Origin of the sequence: Bradyrhizobium sp. NAS96.2, assembly GCF_001908235.1 — a bacterium.
Lineage (GTDB): Bacteria > Pseudomonadota > Alphaproteobacteria > Rhizobiales > Xanthobacteraceae > Bradyrhizobium.
Genome location: NZ_LGHK01000232.1, coordinates 1 through 16,629, shown reverse-complemented (window position 1 = coordinate 16,629; position 16,629 = coordinate 1). Strand labels below are relative to the sequence as shown.

The 16,629-nt window shown below is 65.8% G+C and carries 15 protein-coding genes; 4 read left to right on the top strand and 11 right to left on the bottom strand.

Features of this window, described 5'->3' with window-relative positions; genetic code table 11:
- A partial coding sequence (locus AC628_RS36415; RefSeq protein ID WP_143201997.1) for a 2Fe-2S iron-sulfur cluster-binding protein occupies positions 1–1,756 on the top strand: 1,756 nt, incomplete at its 5' end.
- Positions 1,753–3,954, top strand: a complete 2,202-nt coding sequence (locus AC628_RS36405; protein ID WP_074131499.1) for a xanthine dehydrogenase family protein molybdopterin-binding subunit — start codon at positions 1,753–1,755, stop codon at positions 3,952–3,954. The genes AC628_RS36415 and AC628_RS36405, both read left to right, overlap by 4 nt.
- Positions 3,955–3,957: 3 nt before the next feature.
- On the opposite strand, the gene AC628_RS36400 is transcribed toward AC628_RS36405, so the two are convergent.
- Positions 3,958–5,178: a T6SS phospholipase effector Tle1-like catalytic domain-containing protein gene (locus AC628_RS36400; protein WP_074131498.1), complete on the bottom strand. Its 1,221-nt coding sequence runs from the start codon at positions 5,176–5,178 to the stop codon at positions 3,958–3,960.
- Positions 5,179–5,507: 329 nt separating this feature from the next.
- Here AC628_RS36400 and AC628_RS36395 point away from each other — a divergent pair, with 329 nt between their 5' ends.
- On the top strand, positions 5,508–6,035 hold the full coding sequence (locus AC628_RS36395) for a hypothetical protein (protein ID WP_245321509.1): 528 nt from the start codon (positions 5,508–5,510) through the stop codon (positions 6,033–6,035).
- An 18-nt stretch (positions 6,036–6,053) separates the two neighbouring features.
- On the opposite strand, the gene AC628_RS36390 is transcribed toward AC628_RS36395, so the two are convergent.
- From AC628_RS36390 to AC628_RS36350, 10 genes are all read right to left on the bottom strand, one after another.
- Entirely contained in the window at positions 6,054–7,430 is a 1,377-nt protein-coding gene (locus tag AC628_RS36390) for a vWA domain-containing protein (protein WP_074131497.1), read from the bottom strand.
- 6 nt (positions 7,431–7,436) lie between these two features.
- The gene (locus tag AC628_RS36385) at positions 7,437–8,384 is read right to left on the bottom strand and encodes an AAA family ATPase (RefSeq protein ID WP_021078095.1); all 948 of its coding nucleotides are present in this window, start codon (positions 8,382–8,384) and stop codon (positions 7,437–7,439) included.
- Positions 8,385–8,675: 291 nt separating this feature from the next.
- Positions 8,676–8,984 carry a hypothetical protein gene (locus AC628_RS36380; protein WP_083633264.1) on the bottom strand — a complete coding sequence of 103 codons (309 nt, stop codon included), beginning with the start codon at positions 8,982–8,984 and terminating at the stop codon, positions 8,676–8,678.
- A 173-nt stretch (positions 8,985–9,157) separates the two neighbouring features.
- Positions 9,158–9,790, bottom strand: coding sequence for an HAD-IA family hydrolase (locus tag AC628_RS36375; RefSeq protein ID WP_210190307.1), 633 nt, complete (start codon positions 9,788–9,790; stop codon positions 9,158–9,160).
- Between the two features lie 154 nt (positions 9,791–9,944).
- On the bottom strand, positions 9,945–10,628 hold the full coding sequence (locus AC628_RS36370; protein WP_074131495.1) for a methyltransferase family protein: 684 nt from the start codon (positions 10,626–10,628) through the stop codon (positions 9,945–9,947).
- An 88-nt stretch (positions 10,629–10,716) separates the two neighbouring features.
- Positions 10,717–11,058, bottom strand: coding sequence for a hypothetical protein (locus AC628_RS43440; protein ID WP_143201996.1), 342 nt, complete (start codon positions 11,056–11,058; stop codon positions 10,717–10,719).
- A 49-nt stretch (positions 11,059–11,107) separates the two neighbouring features.
- Positions 11,108–11,287, bottom strand: coding sequence for a hypothetical protein (locus AC628_RS36365; protein ID WP_050630159.1), 180 nt, complete (start codon positions 11,285–11,287; stop codon positions 11,108–11,110).
- Between the two features lie 56 nt (positions 11,288–11,343).
- Positions 11,344–11,535, bottom strand: coding sequence for a hypothetical protein (locus AC628_RS36360; RefSeq protein WP_074131494.1), 192 nt, complete (start codon positions 11,533–11,535; stop codon positions 11,344–11,346).
- A 174-nt stretch (positions 11,536–11,709) separates the two neighbouring features.
- Positions 11,710–14,169, bottom strand: coding sequence for a S8 family serine peptidase (locus AC628_RS36355; protein WP_074131493.1), 2,460 nt, complete (start codon positions 14,167–14,169; stop codon positions 11,710–11,712).
- Positions 14,170–14,519: 350 nt separating this feature from the next.
- Positions 14,520–15,194 (bottom strand): LuxR C-terminal-related transcriptional regulator, encoded by a 675-nt coding sequence (locus AC628_RS36350; protein ID WP_074131501.1) that lies wholly within the window; start codon positions 15,192–15,194, stop codon positions 14,520–14,522.
- Positions 15,195–15,622: 428 nt separating this feature from the next.
- Here AC628_RS36350 and AC628_RS36345 point away from each other — a divergent pair, with 428 nt between their 5' ends.
- Positions 15,623–16,384, top strand: coding sequence for a S1 family peptidase (locus AC628_RS36345; protein ID WP_074131492.1), 762 nt, complete (start codon positions 15,623–15,625; stop codon positions 16,382–16,384).
- Positions 16,385–16,629 lie beyond the last annotated feature (245 nt).

Sequence of the window (16,629 nt, the reverse complement as noted above, 5' to 3'; positions counted from 1 at the left end):
GGCGGCGGGCTTTGCGGTCGCCTGGCGGCCGCAGATTGCGGCCATGGCGCCGCCGCGGCCCGATACGTTCGATCCTGATATCGTCAAGCGCGGCCGCGATCTCGCGGCGATCGGTAATTGCAACACCTGCCATACCGTGCAGGGCGGCGGAAATTACGCTGGCGGGCTTCCGGTTCCGACGCCGTTCGGCGCCATCTTCTCGTCCAACATCACGCCGGACGCCGAGACCGGCATCGGGAGCTGGCCGGAGGCGGCGTTCGTCCGCGCGATGCGCTCAGGCGTCAGCCGTGACGGCCGTCATCTCTACCCGACCTTTCCTTATGACCATTTCACCAACGTCTCCGACGCGGACGACCGGGCGCTCTATGCGTTCCTGATGACGCGGCAGCCGGTGCGCGCCTCGCCGCTGGCGAATCAGCTGGCGTTTCCGCTGAACTACCGGCCGCTGATTGCAGGCTGGAAGCTGCTGTATCTTCGCAGCGGCGACGTGCCTTCCGACGCGGCGAAGGGCGCGGAATGGAACCGCGGCGCCTGTCGAGGGCTCGCGCATTGCGGCGCCTGCCACACGCCGCGCAACGCGCTCGGCGCGGAGCGGGTCAATGCGCAGTTCGCAGGCGGCGACGTCGACAATTGGCACGCCTACGCGCTGAACGACACCTCGCACGCGCCGGTGCGGTGGACCGCCGACGCGCTCTACGCCTATCTCCGCCACGGCTGGCAAACCGATCACGGCACCGCGCGCGGACCGATGGCTGAAGTGGTCGGCAATCTCGCGACCGTGGCCGACAGCGACGTGCGCGCCATCGCCGTGTACATAGCCGACGTCTCGGGCGCGCCGGCGCCGGATCAGAAGTCACCGACTGACGCGGTGGCGCAATCGGCCGCGACGGACGCAACACAGGCGAACGCCGCAGGCGCCGCGATCTATGCGGCGGCCTGCGCTTCCTGCCATGAGGGCGGCCGGGCGCTGCCCTATGGCGGCGTCAATCTCGCGCTCAGCACGGCGATCGCAGGCCCCGATCCGCGCAACCTGCTCAACATCGTGCTGTCCGGTGTCGGCGCCGTCGCGGGCGAGCGCAGCCCGATCATGCCGGGCTTCGCGGCCAGCATCGATGATGCCCAGATGGTCGCGCTTGCGAATTATCTGCGCGCCCGGTTCGGCAAGCGGCAGCCATGGAACGATCTCGACAAGTCGGTGCGCGATGCAGGCCGCGTCGCTTGCGGCGGGCGATGCGCCTACGGAATCAAGTCAACGAGGCAAGCCATGATGACATTGAAGGTCAATGGCCGGGATCATCGGGTCGACGCCGATCCGGATACGCCGCTGCTCTATGTGCTGCGCAATGATCTCGCGCTCGATGCCGCCAAGTTCGGCTGTGGGCTCGGGCAATGCGGCTCCTGCACCGTGATCGTCGACGGCAAGGCGGTGCTGTCCTGTGTCACGCCGCTGCTGCTCGTCGAGCGCAAGCAGGTGACGACGCTGGAAGGGCTAGGCACGGTCGCGGCGCCGGCGCCGATCCAGCGCGCCTTCATGGAGGAGCGGGCGGCGCAATGCGGTTATTGCATCGCCGGGATGGTGATGCGGGCGCAGGCGCTGTTGATGCGCAACCCGAAGCCGTCCGATGCGCAGATCCGCGCCGAGCTCGAGCCGCATCTCTGCCGCTGCGGCACCCATATGCGCATCCTGCGCGCGGTGCATCGCGCCGCCCGGCTGATGGATACCGCCGATGCGGCAAGTGACAGGAGCGTGCGATGACCGCGCCCGTGGTGCTCGATCGCCGCAGCGTGCTGGCCGGTGGCGGCGCGCTGATCGTCAGCTTCTCGCTGCGCCGTGCGGCGGCACAGGAGCGGAAGGGACCGGAGCTGCCGGGCAGCCTGGCGAAAACGCCCAATCTGGATTCCTGGATCCGGATCGATGCCGACGGCGAGATCACGGCCTTCACGGGCAAGGCCGAGCTCGGCCAGGGATTCCGCACCGCGTTCCAGCAGATCGCCGCCGAACAGCTCGATATTGCCTTCGATGCATTGAAGGTGATCACTGCCGATACGAAACTCACGGCGAACGAGGGCTACACTTCAGGCAGCCACTCGATGCAGGACAGCGGCACCGCGATCCTGCACGCCGCGGCGCAGGCGCGCGCGTTGCTGGTGGCGGAGGCTGCGAGGCGCTTCGACCTGCCGCCCGATAAATTGCGCACCGAGAACGCGGCTGTCATCGCTCCCGATGGCCGCCGCCTGAGCTATGGCGAGCTCGTCGCCGCCGACATGCTACACGTCGAGGCGCAGCCGACATCGAGCCTGAAGGATCCCGCGAACTTCAAGGTGATGGGGCAGCCGGTGCCGCGCGTCGATATTCCGGCCAAGGTCACGGGCGGCGTCGCCTATGTGCAGGACATGCGGCTGCCCGGCATGGTGCATGCGCGCGTGGTGCGCCCGCCGAGCTACGGCGCGCAGCTCGCCGAATGCGACACGGCTGCGATCGAGAAGATGCCGGGCGTGGTCGGAATCGTGCGCGACGGCAATTTCCTCGCCGTGGTGGCGGAGCAGGAGTTTGGGGCGGTCAAGGCGATGAAGGCGCTATCAGCCGCGGCGAAGTGGCGGGAGAGCGCGAAACTGCCGAACCAGCACGATCTGGCCAACGTGCTGACGGATTTTGCGATCTTCCAGCGCAGCGATCTCACGGTGAGTGGTGCGAGATCGCTCGAAGCCACCTATACGCGGCCCTACCAGTCGCATGGCTCGATCGGGCCGTCTTGCGCGGTCGCGCAGTTCGTCGATGGTGCGATGACGGTGTGGACGCATACCCAGGGCGTCTATCCCGACCGGCAGGCGATCGCCGAGATGCTCGGCATGCCGCAGTCGAGCGTTCGCCTGATCCATGTCGAAGGCTCCGGCTGCTACGGCCATAACGGCGCCGACGATGCCGCGGCCGACGCCGCGCTGATCGCCCGCGCGCTGCCCGGGCGCCCAATTCGGGTGCAGTGGATGCGCGAGCAGGAGCACGGCTGGGAGCCGTATGGTCCGGCGATGGTGGCCAAGCTGAGCGCGTCGCTGGATGGCAATGGCAAGATCGCCGACTGGAATTTTGCGGTGTGGAGCAACACCCATTCGATGCGGCCGGGCGGCGCCGGCTCGCTGCTTGCGGCCCAGCACATGGCGCGATCGTTCGCGGTATCCGCGCCAAAGCCGCTGCCGCTTCCCGAAGGCGGCGGTGATCGCAACGCGATCCCGATCTACAATTTCCCGAATGCGCATGTGATGCATCACTTCATCCCCGCGATGCCGCTGCGCATTTCCGCGATGCGTGCGCTCGGCGCCTATCACAACGTGTTCTCGATCGAGAGTTTTATGGATGAACTGGCGGATCTTGCCGGGATCGATCCGGTCGAGTTTCGCTTGAAGCATCTCGACGATGCGCGCGGCCGCGCTGTGGTCGAGAAGGCCGCAGGGGAATTCGGCTGGATGCACGGGCAGAAGACACCGCAGAATCGCGGCTACGGTTTTGCGTTCGCGCGCTACAAGAATCTTGCCGCCTATTGCGCCATTGCGACAGAGGTGGAGGTCGATCCCGAGACCGGCCGCGCCCGTCTGGTGCGCGCGGTCGCGGCCGTCGATGCCGGCCAGGTCGTCAATCCCGATGGCATCACCAACCAGATCGAGGGCGCGATCGTGCAGTCGACGAGCTGGACGCTCTATGAGAGCGTCACGTTCGACCAAGCGCGGATCACCAGCATCGACTGGCAGACCTACCCGATCCTGCGCTTCGATGCGGTGCCCGACAGCATCGCGGTCCACATCATCAACCGCCCGGGCCAGCCGTTCCTCGGCAGCGGCGAGACCGGGCAGGGGCCGGCCGCGGCATCGCTCGCCAATGCCATCGCGCATGCGACCGGCAAGCGGCTCCGCGACCTGCCGCTCAGCCGCAAGCGGATCAAGGATGCGATCGACGCATAAATCTCAGACCGTCGGCGCGGATGGCGCCGGCGGCACAGGCATCGGCTCGACCGTATAGGTCTTGGGCATGTTGATCGGCTTGTAGGCCGGATCCTTTTGCATCCGCTCCAGCACCGAGGCGTGGATGGTCGCGCCTTCCGGTATCGGCCTTGGCTCGCCGCGCGGCAAATAGAAGCCGAGGAAGGATTTCCGCTCCGGCCATTCCTTCCATTTGTCGCGCTTTGGAATCCACTCCAGGATTTCCCAGGCGGCGGTCAGGGAATTGTGCAGCGGGTCCGTCACGCTCGGCGGCGCATATTCGTGGGCATGCGGCGGCAGCGGCATCCCCCAGGCGAGATGATCGATCAGTGCCTGCTCCATGTGCAGCCCGGCGGCTCTGGCCTGTTCCAGCATCCAGATCAGCGGAAACTTCGACGGCCCGCTCTGGTCCTCCGGATAGCCGCCGCCGACGTCGGAGTGCACGCCGGCGAACCAGACCTGGCGGATGTCCTGGTCGATCGCCGTCGACGGGTCGAACGGATCGGTGCGGAATTTTTGCGGCTCGATCCAGCGGTTGAGGCGGAACATGCGCCGGCGCTCGTCGATCGAGATCGCCTGGCGGAACCGCCTGACGCTGGAATTGGTGCGGGTGAACAGCAACGTCTGCATGTCGAACAGGAAGTTGTCCTGCCGCGGCACGATGATCGAGGCCACCGTGTCCCAGACCCCGACGAATTCGATGTCGATGTTGCGGCCGCCGGCGATCTGGCTGAAATGCCAGGCTTCCTTCAGCGGGGCAGGGTCAAACGTCCCGTCGGACTTCTGGGCGTCAGCGCTGGCCTTCTTGTAGGTGCCGAAGGCGTAGCCGGCGAGGTCGAGCTGGTCGACCGGCAACAGGCCCATCACATGCACGAAAGCCGCCAGCGTGCGCACGGTGTAGGCACCGCGGCTGAAGCCGAACATCCAGACGCGGTCGTCGGGCTCCCAGAGCCGGCAGAGAAACTGGTAGGCGTCGAGCGTGTCCTTGTCGAGACCGGCGCCGAACGCCAGCCCGAACAGGCCCCACGCCTCCTGCTTGAAACGGCCCCAGCTGTTCTGCAGCCCGATGGTGCCGAGACCCGGATGATAGTAGATTCGCTGCCGGTCATCCTTGTCGGCGGCGCGAAACAGCTTCAGGACGTTGGAAATATTGGCGCCGATCTCGTTGCCGGTGCCGTCGCACAAGATCACAATATCCTTCGGCATCCGTAGCCCCTGCGGTCGCCGTGAAATTCGCGGCTTCTATGTACGGCAGAACGCGGGGATGATTCAATCTCCAATTGAAGACGGTTCTGTGTAGCGGGCGTGACCAGCCGTCGTCTTGCGGAGGCTGCGGCCGGCATCGGGATGAGAGCCCGCTCGCTACCGCGTCCGCAGAATTCAATTGCAAGGCTTCGGAAAAGGTGGAAATCTGCTCGTCAATCATTGCTATATTGCGTTGCTATTTTCTCCCTTCCAGGGACCTCGCCGGTGCGCGCGATCATTCGGCCTGCGGCTTTCCGCGGCTCCCCGACCAAGGACAGGAATCGATCGGCATGAGCCATCAAGCTCTCGTGACGATCATTCTCGCGGGACTGGTGGTGAGTGCGTTCGGACTGTTCTGGTGGGTCGGCAGCTATTCCGATCGCGTTTTTGCCAAACGATTCCGCACCCGCTTTCCGGAGAAGACGCTGAGCTACAGCGGCGACCAGCTCGGCGCGCTGGTGCAGTCCGATCTGCGGATGAAGTATGTGTTCCCGATCCTGTTCCCGCTCGATCTCGTCGTCATGTTGGCGCTGGCGGGCGCGATGGGTGCGGCGTCATCGCACTGGCTCAACCAGATCTATCCGTCCGCTGCCTGGCTCGGCCTGGTCGTGCCGGCGGTTTATCTGCTCAGCGACCTGATCGAGGATTGCCTGCTGGCATGGCTGCTGCTGCACGGCGACCCGGATGCGGCGGCGCGGTCGGTCTCGGTGCTGAAGGCGATCACGACGATCAAGCTCGTCAGTGTTTCTGCCTCGATCGCGCTCACGCTGATTGCATTCGTCGGGTGGCTGTTCCACAGCGAGTCGCTCGCCATTTAGGCGACGCGCCCAAGCGACCTACTGATAAGTCGCGACGATGTCGGAGACGGCGCGCTCGAGTTGCTGCGCTGTCGCGCATTGGCGCACCACGGTGCAGAAGGTCGCATAGCGCGGCATCTCGGAATCGCCAAAGCCCCAGACCATGCGGCCCTCGGGGTTGAGCCACACCAGCCGTTTCGAGCGCTCGCCGATGCGGCGCAGGATGTCGGCGCGCGGATCGAGATTGTTGCTGCGGGCATCGCCGAGCACGATCACCGTGGTCTGCGGCGTGATCGCGCTCATCCAATTGTCCTCGAAATCGGCGAAGGAATTGCCGTAGTCGGAGGAGCCGAAGCCGACCTTGGACATGATCTCCTTCATCGCCTCTTCCGGCGAGTTCGATTCCAGGATGTCGCTGACCTCGATCAAGTGGCCGGAGAAGGCGAATGAGCGGACGTCGTCGACGACCTCGTGCAGGCTGTGGATCAGGAGCAGGAAGAAATCCGAGACGCGGGCCACCGAGCCCGAGACGTCGCACAGCGCGACGATCTTCGGTCGGTCGCGATGCTTGCGCTTCCACGCGGTCAGGAAAGGCACGCCGCCCCAGGCCGCGTTCCGGCGCAGCGTGCGGCGGACGTCGAGATGGCCGCGGCGCTGGCGCTTGCGCGGCTTGGAATAGCGCTCGCGCAGCCGCCGCGCGATCTGGCGGATCAGCGCCCGCATCTGCTCGACCTGGCGCGGCTCGATCCGCGCCAGCGGCGCGTTGCGCAGGATCTCGTTGCGCAGATTCTCGGCCTCCTCGCGGCCGTAGAGCAGCAGGGCTTGCGAGACGGCGTCGCGAACGGTGCCGCGCAGGCCGTTGAGCGCCTCCTGCAGCCGCTCGGCGAGTGCCGGATTGCGCGTGGTCTGCTCGTCGATGTCGTCGCGCAGGCGCTGGATGCCCATCGCATCGAGGATGCGGGTCTGGAAGATGCCGCGCTGCGTGAAGTAGCGGATGTCGGGCAGCGAGGCGGCGCCGGAGGCATTCGCGATCGCCGTCGAGATCGCGGAGCGATCCTGCGACAGCAGCATCTGCGCCAGCGGCCCGACATTCTCGCTGGCGGCGCCGCCGGCATTGTCGCCATGCTCGTCGGCCGACGGGTTGGCGCCGGATTCGCTGTTGTCGTCGGCCTTGTTCTGCTCGGCGTTCTCCTGCTGCGGCTCGGGCTGGCTGAAGAACAGGTCGAAGCATTCGCCGAGCGCGCGCTTCTCGTCCTGGGTCTTGGCAAGCGTCAGCAGGAATGTGTCGCGCAGGATGTCTCGATCGTTGAAGCCGACCTGCGCGACCGCGCGCATCGCATCGATGCTTTCGGCCGGCGAGACCCGGACCCCGGCTCCCCGCGCCGCACGAAAAAAGCGATGCAGGTTCTCGCGCATCTTGGTTTAGCTAAACACGCCCTGGCGCGACGCCTTGGCGATGAAGGACGAGATCTGCGGCGTCGCGGCCTCGATGTCGGCCTCGTATTTCAGGAGCACGTTGAGCGTGTCCTTGACGATCTCGTGGTCGAGCTCGCTGGCCTGCAGCAGCACCAGCACGCGCGCCCAGTCGATCGCCTCGCTGACCGAGGGCAGCTTCTTCAGGTCCAGCGAGCGGATCTCGTGGATGAAGCCGACCATCTGCTTGCGCAGCGTCTGCGAGATGCCGGGCACCCGGCTCTCGACAATGCGCTCTTCCAGCTTCTGCTCGGGGAAGCCGATATGCAGATGCAGGCAGCGCCGCTTCAAGGCGTCGCCGAGATCGCGCTCGCTGTTCGAGGTCAGGATCACGGTCGGCGGCGCCACCGCGGAGACGGTGCCGAGCTCGGGGATCGTGACCTGGAAGTCGGAGAGGATTTCCAGGAGCAGCGATTCGAATTCGGCGTCCGACTTGTCGATCTCGTCGATCAGCAGCACGCAACCGGCCGGCTGCTCCAGCGCCTGCAACAGCGGACGCGGCTCGACGAACTCCTTGGAGAAGAACACGTCGCCGAAGGTATGGAGCTGGTCGAGCGCTGCGGCCAGCGACTGCGCGCCGCCGAGCACCTCGCCGAGCTTGTCCTTCAGGATCTGGGTGTAGAGCAGCTGCTTGGCGTATTTCCACTCATACAGCGCCTTGGCCTCGTCGAGGCCCTCATAGCACTGCAAGCGGATCATCTTCATGCCGCGCCAGGCGGCGATCGCCTTCGCCAGCTCGGTCTTGCCGACGCCGGCAGGGCCTTCGACCAGGATCGGCTTCTCGATCTGCTGCGACAGGTAGACTGCGGTCGCGATCTGCCGGCTCGCAATATAGCCTTGTGCGGCGAGGCCGCTTTCCACGGCCTCGATCGAGGCGGTGGGCCTGGTGTCAGCCACGAGGATCAGCTCCGAATTTGCCTTGAACTCGGACCTGTTCTGCGCCCGTTGCGGGCAAAGCACAAGGCTCGTTTGGCCCGCAACGGCGAGGAGACCAAAGGCTGGGGTTAGCACATGGTTCCGGGGTATTCCGCCGAGCGCAATACCTAAAACCGTAGTCCGGATGAAGCGAAGCGCAATCCGGGACAGACGATCCGCGGAGCGTGTCCACGGAGAGCGCTGCCCCGGATTTCGCTGCGCTCCGCTACGAAACAGACGCGCAGCCCGGGGGCACTCTGCGCTCCGGCAGTCTTACCCCGCGCAGCTCTTCACGAAATCCTTGCGCTGCGGGCCGACGATCTTTTGGTCGATCGCCAGCTTCAGGCAGTCGAGATGCGCCTGCGCCATGCAGAGTTGCATCTGGTCGTGCCGTTCCTGACCCTTCAGCGCCTTCGCCGCGCTCTGGCAGGCTGCGCGCTTTGCACCAGGCACTGGCGCCGTGGACGTGCTCTGTTGCGCGGGAGCCGTTGCCGGCGCTGGGGCTGAGGTTGATTGCGCGAACGCTGCGACCGAGACCAGCAGCGAACTGGCCGAGACCAGGGCGACGACGAGACGTTTCATGGGATGTGCCTCCGCGGGCATGATCCGGAGAAACGGGCGTCGGTTTTCCGGAACGTCATGCTCAGACCAGGAAAGGATCATGATGCGATCTTGCGATCGCGCCGTGATCCACGGGGAGGCCGACAATTAGAGGCCGCCGCCTGAATGCGGAGTGAATGTGCGGGGAAACCGCTTCACCTCAGCGTGAGGCCGGTCGCGGCTTCGAGCTCGGAGATCGCCTGCGCGGCGGTCGCGACCTTGATCGTGGTCATGCCCATCTCGCGTGCCGGCTTCAAATTGACGCCGAGATCGTCGAGATAGACGCAGTTCGCAGGATTCACCTCGAGCGTCTCCACCATCATCCGGTAGATGCGCGGATCGGGCTTGCGCAAGCCGATCTTCGCAGACTCGATGACGTGGTCGAACAGCGCCATCACCTCGGCAACATAGAGCGTGCGTCCGCTGTGGCTGCCGATCGCATTCGACGGCAGATTGTTGGTGATGCAGCCGGTCTTGAATTTGGCCTTGATGCGCTTCAGTGTCTCGACCATCTCGGGGCGCAGGTCACCGGAGAGCAGCGGCAGCACGTCCTTGCCGCGCACCTCGGCGCCGAGCGCCTTCGATTCCGTCGCGAACAGCGCATCGAACGCGTCGATCCCGATCTCGGCGCGCTCGAACTTGGCCCAGGCGTTCTCGAGATGGTTGGCGGCGTTGGTGCGGCGGATGATGTCGATCGGCAGGCCGCGCTCGGTCTCGTAGCGCGCGAATGCCTCGAACGGCGAGGTGGTCAAGACGCCGCCGAAATCCCAGATCACTGCCTCGATCATCAATGTCCTGCCCGTTGCAAAGCGGCGCCTTCGCCTCGGGTCGTCCGGCCGTTTGACCGAAGACAGGGAAACGCGCGTTACGCCTTCTTTATTGGAATTGCCGCCGGTCAGGCAAGCCGACAGTTTGCGGCAAACTCCGCAGCGCGGAACGGGCTCACCAGACCATCGGAACCAGGCGATAACGCACGCGCCCGAGATATTCGGCATAGCCGTCGAGCTCGGCGGTGAGCATCCGCTCCTCCATCATCGACCTCAGGCCGAGCAGCGCCGCCATGACCGGCACGATGACGAGGCCATACCAGGATCCGAGCAGCAGCGGCGTGCCGACATAGGTCAGCAGGCCGCTGGCATAGATCGGGTGCCGCACATAGGCGTATGGCCCGGTGGTCACCGCGGAATGCCCGCGCTCGCGCTGGATCTTCACGACCGGCGCGGCGTAGCTGTTTTCGCGATAGGTCCGGTAGACGATGTAGAACGATGCGGCGATCATCAGCGCGCCGGCGCATTGCAGCCAGAACGGGACGAGCGATGCCTGGTACCGCACCGCGTCGAGTGCCATCAGCGGCAGCCATGTCAGCCACAACAGCGGCATGATCGTCGTGATGACGCGATCCCAGCCCGCCTGACCGCGTGCGGTTCGCCGCTCCGCCAGCAGACCCGGATCATGTCTGGCGAGCCAGGCCTCGGTGATCAGCCCGCCGATTGTGATCTCGAGCAGGAACACCCAGGCGCCGGCCCATCGCGTGGTGCCGGCCGCGAGAAACAGGAGTGTCCCGAGGCCAACGCATGTGAAGGCGGCGCGGCGCAGATTGATGCGAGGGGGACTATCGTTGTTCATGTCTCTCTCCGGCGAGCGGCAACGGCCGCGCCGCCGGATCGGGAGGACCGTTGCGAGGGTAGCAGATCGAAGCGCAGCGGAGACCAGGTCACGGTCTGCGGGTCCAGTTTCGCGCCTGCCCGGAATAGACCTTGCTCGACAGCGTGCGTGCCGTGGGATCGAGCAGGATCTTCATCGCGGTATTGAGCCGCGCCTCCGCATGCGGCGAGCCGTCATGGCGCATCTGCTGCGGAGCACCCGGGCCCTGCGGCGGCGCCATATAGGCCGGCGTTGTCGGTGGAGCGGGCGTGGTAGCGATCTTCGGACGGGCGACAACAGCTGCCTCCAACGGCGTCCGCGCGTCGGCAGCGCTTGACGCTGCGGATACTGCTTCGGCCTGCGGCGGCGAGGCGGCGCCGTCGGATCCGGATTTGCGGGGCGTTCTTGCCATGGCATCGGCTCCATAGTTCGGTGATGACGATGATTTCAGGATTCGGAGGTCAGGATTTGTCCTCGTCGGATGTGGTGCGTTTGGCGATGATCGGGTTGCGGTCGCTGATCGCGGCGAGCAGCGAGGCGTGGGTCACGACTGACGACACGACGATCTTGCCGGAGGGCTCGATCCGGCGACCGTTCTGCTGCTGTTGCTGCGGGCTCCTGGCGGTGGATTTCTGCATCATGTCGGCCTCCTCGAGATGGGGTGGGGCCCGACAGCGCCGGGCCCCGAGTTTGGCGATCAGATGCCGAAGGCACCGAGGACGCCCGGCAGCGCCTGCACGACGCCGCCGACGATGTCCTGCCAACCCTGCGGGTTGACCGACCCGTTGGCCGCCACTTCGGCAATCCGCTTCGGACCGCGCTCGATGCCCTCACACTGGATCGGGCTACGCACGCTGCCGAAGGTCTCAAAGTCGTTCCTTGCGTACATGTTCAGCTCCTTCTTTCGGTTTGAATTGACGGCAACGACCGGAGGTGGGCACCGACCGGGGCAGCCGTCGCTGGACGTCGCCCAGGGGATCGCTCATCGCGTCGATCCCCTGGACCACGTGACGCCAACTCGCGCCACGTTCTGCTCTCCTCCGGACGCAGAGGAGCAATCGCGTCAATAGACCTTCCACTGCCGCAGCGGTCCGACCGCCACTGGCACCACGTCGCTGACGTCGATCGTGTACTGATAGACTTCGCGCGCCTGGGTCAGGACCTGCGTCGGGTTGAAGAAGCGGTAGGTCACGTCGTGGCAATCCGAGTCCGGCCGGCAGATGACGCTCTGGTCGACCTCGACGGTGTCGAGCCGCAAGCCCTTCTTGGCGGCGTCGATGAAGATCTTCTGCGTGTTGTAGGCATTCATCGCCGAATAATTCAGCGCGCGGTCCTGCGGCGAGAGACCGACATTGCGGAACTCGTTGTAGATCCGCTCGAGGAAGCCCTGGGCATCTTCGGGCCACTGATCGGAGTGGGGCCCGAACAACGTGAACAGATCCCATTGATAGAAGCCGCGCCAATCGGTCACCAGCGTCGGCACGACCGTGCCGTTGAGCAGCTTGGTCGTGTTGTTGCTGTCGACCCAACCGGCCATCGAGACCCGCGCAACGCCGCCGGGCCCCGGGAATGCCGGGCGCGTCGGCGGCGGCTCGCCGGGGGCGGGAGCCGACATCGTGGCGATCGCCAGGGTGCGGGTCGTCGCCGGATCGTCGTGCGAGACCTCCTGGTGCCACAGCGCGAGAATCAGCGCGGCGAAGAAGCCGAGACCGAACACATCGAGCGGCTTGATCGCGTAGATCGGGATCGAATCGATCGTCATCGTCCAGGTGATGGCGTCGGCGTCCGGGAAGTTGTTGCCGGCACCGGCCGGCGTTGCGCTCTCGCCTTCGGCCTGGTTCAACAAATAGCGCGCCATGATCGCCGGATTGTACGGCGCCGAGGTATCGCCGGAGCGGTCGCGATCGGGGCCGAACACCGGATCGCCGCGTCCGATCAGGCTGTCGCGCCAGTTGGCGATCGACTGCACGAAGTAATCGAGGCGGGCTTCCTTGCCGAAATCGTAGAACAGCCGGCCGATCGGGAAGGCGAGTTGACCGGTGGACTCGGCCGTAGCTCCCCGCGGACGCATGCCGCCGCCGCAGCCGCAGCTCTTCTCGCTGGTTCGAACCGCGGGTGCTTCATACATCGGCAGCGCCTGCGGCATTGCGACCGCAGGCGCGTTGCTCGGCATCAGCGCGGGCATCTGCTGCGGCTGCATCCAGGTTTGCGGCATCATGCCGGCCATCGGCATCGCCATCTGCGGCATCATCATCGGCGGCATGACCATTTGCGGCGCCGGTGCCGGCATCCAGACCATGTCGCCGCCCGGATGGGGAGCGTGATACGGATACGGCACGGGCGCTGCGATTGGCGCGGCGACGACGCCGTGATCAACGGGGACGGCCATGGCCGCAGGTGCTGCCGGTGCGGCGGGCTGCGCCTCGCTTGGCATGATCCCGGCGCTGCTTCGCAGGACCAAGCCGTCCGGCCCGAATATGCGCGGAGCCGATGGTGCAGACATTGCTGATAGATCTCCCATGGAACCCTCTCTGGTTGCAGTTGGCTGAGCGGCGGATGACGGTTGGAGGAAAGGGCGCGCGGACACTCCCCAGAAGCGGGGAGACGCGGCCGTGGCACCCGACGGCATGACGGCGTCCGCCTGCTCGCCAAGCAGGGCGGCGACAGCCGCGGGAATATCGAGCCGTCCGGCGAGACAGCGCGAGGCGCTGCCGTCGCTCCGGCAGGGCGCCGCGCTCTCGAGCAGCGCGGCACGGACAGCTTGCGGATCGGCCTTGCGCCCGTTCTGGCGCAGGCATGAGAGCAGCAGCGCGGCGACGCCGGTGACGATCGGCGCAGCGAAGCTGGTTCCGGACCGGAGAATGACGTTGCGGACCGGCGAGGCGCCGGCGATGTTCTCGCCCGGCGCCAGGATGCCGTTCTCGAGATAGGCGTCGCCGAAATTGCTGAAGGGCAGCGGATTGCCGGCCAGATCGCACGCGCCGACCGCCAGCACCGAGGCGAGGCTACCCGGCACCTGAACGCAGCGGCAGCCGTCATTACCGGCGGCGGCGACGATCAGCTTTCCGGCGCGTTCGCAGGCGCGGACCGCGTCGACGAGGATGCGGTCGGCCTGTCCTGTCGCGGATTGCTGGCCGCTGCTGATGTTGATGACGTCGGCGCCGGCGGCGAGCGCCTGGTTGATCGCGAGCGCCAGGGTGCTCTGCGAGGACGACTCGATCTGCCCGGCGGCATTCTCGCGATAGATCGAGAACACGGTCGCGCTGCAATTCGGCGCGACGCCGAGCACCGGGCTGCCGGATGTGCCCATCAGCACGCTGGTGACATGCGTGCCGTGCTCGGACTGGATCGTCGGCGAGGACGGCGCGACGAATTCGCCGCCCATGGCGACGCGGGCCTGCCTGAGCGAGGGATGATTGAGATCGACCGGACCGTCGATGATGGCGATCTTCACCGCGGGGTCGCCACCCGACGTTCTCTGCCATAAGGCAGTCAGACCAGCGATGTCGGCAACTGGATTCATGAAATCAATCCTGGCCGGTCTGCTGCGAATTCGTGCAGCCGATCCGCCTTCCACGGCAATCTGCAATCACGCAGCGATCGAAAGAGCGGCGTGTCGGTGCGTTGGTGCTGTTGTGGCAGGTGTGTTGCGAAAGGCCTATTCGCCGCGATGGGTCAAAAAGGATCGGGCCGATGATGCGGATCGACCGATCCAGGAGATCGACCCTGCGCGTCGAAAGATCGATCAAAGGATTTAGTCGGGATCTGTCTCACGGCGTGATGCGCACGCAAGCGTGCAAAGCCGCGCCGCATCTGCGCACCAATGCGTGCGCGTGCTGCCGTCAGCCGAATACGGAATTCAGGTGGTGTGTGTCAGTCGAGCTCGCGGCGACGGTCGAGAGCCGGCGCAGATGATGCGATCCATGGCGCTTCGCGGACCCGCCGCATCGCCTGCGCCCGGCGCGGCAGGCCGAGCTTCTGCAGCACGTGATGGACGTGGTGCTTGACGGTCGCAAGGCTGAGGTTGAGATCGCGCGCGATCTCCTTATTCGACATGCCTTGTCCGATGAGCTTGAGAACCTCGCTCTCGCGGCGCGTCAGTCCCTGGTCCGCGTCGATCGTATCGCTCTGGCGCTCCATGCAGAACAGCGCGCGCAGCAGGCCGCCGGAAATCTCGGCGCTGCAGGCGAGCCGCCCCGATGCGACGTCCGACAGCGCGCGGCAGAGCTCGTCGAAGCTGGCATTCCGCGAAATATAGCCGCTGAACCCGGCCCGGCCGCAGCGAACCACGTCGCGCCGGTCCTCGTTGAGGCCGAGCGCGACCAGGGCGATGTCGGCATGCTCGCTCGCGATCACGCGCACCTCGTCGAGATCGATGCCCTGTGTGACGTCGATCAGGATGACATTCACACGGCCGGTCTCGAGCGCCGCGCGGAGGCCGGCAAGGTCGGAAACCGCCGCCTCGACGGCAAACTCGGCGTGGTTCTGGAAACTCGAGGTAAGCCCCTCGCTGAACAGCCTGATCGGCGTGACGACCGCGATCCTCATCATTATCCTCGAACTCAACGAAATGGCGGATGGAAAAGCCGTCTGGTGGTCGACGGCACCGGCATCCAGAAAGTCAAGAAGGTAAGTATGCGGTATGCTGCCAGAGGTTGTATTGTTATCGAGCCGAAATTACGGCCAGGATCAAGAGATGCAGTTCACATTCGGGCGTCGTGCCGACAGCACCATGCACGGTACATGTCTCGGATCTCGCGGCAAAGCGACGATGCGAAGCGCGTGCGCACCAGGGCGCGGCGGGAAATCCGGCGGTGACTTCAATGCCGTAGTCGTCGGCGGCTAGATATTTAGATAATTGACGCATGCAGGCGCGGATGCTCTGTACAATATTGCGTGTTCACCGGGGCCGAGTGCGAGCGACGCAATGCCGCGCCTCGGATGTGCTCAATTCCGATGCAGATCGACAGGGTTCCATGACGAATTTGATTCGAGCGACGGCCTTTCTCACCATGCTGATGGCAGCGCCGGCCTTCGCCATCGTCGGTGGCGGCGCGCCGTCGACCGACGGCGTCGCGCGCTCCGTCGTCACCATCGTCGGCTCCCGCGGCAATTTCTGCACCGGCGCGCTGATTGCGCCGAAGGTGGTGCTGACCGCGGCGCATTGCGTGCAGCCCGGCGCCGACTACAAGACCGTCGAGTACGGCGCGGACCGTCAGCCCAAGCTGCAGGACGTCAAGACGGTTGCGATCCATCCCGGCTTCCGGATGCAGGCGATGATCAATCATGTCGCGACCGCCGATGTCGCGCTGCTGCAACTTGCGGTGCCTTCCGCAGGCAAGGCGCCGGCCGCACTCGGCATGCCCAATATTCCGATCCAGGTCGGCGGCCGCTTCACCGTCGCAGGCGTCGGTGTCACCGTCCGCGGCGACGGCAAGAGCGGGGGCAGCATTCGGGTCGCCGGTCTGATCGCGAGCGGCAAGCCCGGCACGCTGCAGATCCGTCTCGTCGACCCGGTCGGGCAGGGCGTGCGCGACGGGCTCGGCGCCTGCACCGGCGATTCCGGCGCGCCCGTGTTCGAGGACAAGCAAAGCGGGCCGGTCATCGTCGGCGTGGTGAGCTGGTCCACCGGCCCGAACGGCACCGCCGGCTGCGGCGGCATCACCGGCGTGACGCCGCTCACGCTCTATCGCGACTGGGTGATGCAGACCGCGCTGCAGTGGGGCGCGAGCTTTTAGTCGCGGCGCGGATCGAGCTGCCGGCGAAACTTTGTAGTTCCGTCATCCTGAGGAGCGCGTAGCGCGTCTCGAAGGATGAACGGCCCCGACTGTGGCCGATTCGTCCTTCGAGGCTCGCTGCGCTCACACCTTGTACTGGAAGGCTCTGCTATCTTTGTTGCGTTCCGCAAGGAATGGCTCGATCCGGGTGGCCACCCGGATCGAGCCGGTCGATCGTCGGATCGTTTGCACCACAGTCTGCCTGG

What these genes read in the sequence shown, in the direction of transcription:
- AC628_RS36395 (WP_245321509.1), top strand. Translation starts at nt 5,508, where the DNA reads ATGAGCCATCAAGCTCTCGTGACGATCATTCTCGCGGGACTGGTGGTG.
- AC628_RS36380 (WP_083633264.1), bottom strand. Translation starts at nt 8,984, where the DNA reads ATGAAACGTCTCGTCGTCGCCCTGGTCTCGGCCAGTTCGCTGCTGGTC.
- AC628_RS36345 (WP_074131492.1), top strand. Translation starts at nt 15,623, where the DNA reads ATGACGAATTTGATTCGAGCGACGGCCTTTCTCACCATGCTGATGGCA.
- AC628_RS43440 (WP_143201996.1), bottom strand. Translation starts at nt 11,058, where the DNA reads ATGGCAAGAACGCCCCGCAAATCCGGATCCGACGGCGCCGCCTCGCCG.
- AC628_RS36355 (WP_074131493.1), bottom strand. Translation starts at nt 14,169, where the DNA reads ATGAATCCAGTTGCCGACATCGCTGGTCTGACTGCCTTATGGCAGAGA.
- AC628_RS36370 (WP_074131495.1), bottom strand. Translation starts at nt 10,628, where the DNA reads ATGAACAACGATAGTCCCCCTCGCATCAATCTGCGCCGCGCCGCCTTC.
- AC628_RS36375 (WP_210190307.1), bottom strand. Translation starts at nt 9,790, where the DNA reads ATGATCGAGGCAGTGATCTGGGATTTCGGCGGCGTCTTGACCACCTCG.
- AC628_RS36350 (WP_074131501.1), bottom strand. Translation starts at nt 15,194, where the DNA reads ATGAGGATCGCGGTCGTCACGCCGATCAGGCTGTTCAGCGAGGGGCTT.
- AC628_RS36390 (WP_074131497.1), bottom strand. Translation starts at nt 7,430, where the DNA reads ATGCGCGAGAACCTGCATCGCTTTTTTCGTGCGGCGCGGGGAGCCGGG.
- AC628_RS36365 (WP_050630159.1), bottom strand. Translation starts at nt 11,287, where the DNA reads ATGATGCAGAAATCCACCGCCAGGAGCCCGCAGCAACAGCAGCAGAAC.
- AC628_RS36400 (WP_074131498.1), bottom strand. Translation starts at nt 5,178, where the DNA reads ATGCCGAAGGATATTGTGATCTTGTGCGACGGCACCGGCAACGAGATC.
- AC628_RS36405 (WP_074131499.1), top strand. Translation starts at nt 1,753, where the DNA reads ATGACCGCGCCCGTGGTGCTCGATCGCCGCAGCGTGCTGGCCGGTGGC.
- AC628_RS36360 (WP_074131494.1), bottom strand. Translation starts at nt 11,535, where the DNA reads ATGTACGCAAGGAACGACTTTGAGACCTTCGGCAGCGTGCGTAGCCCG.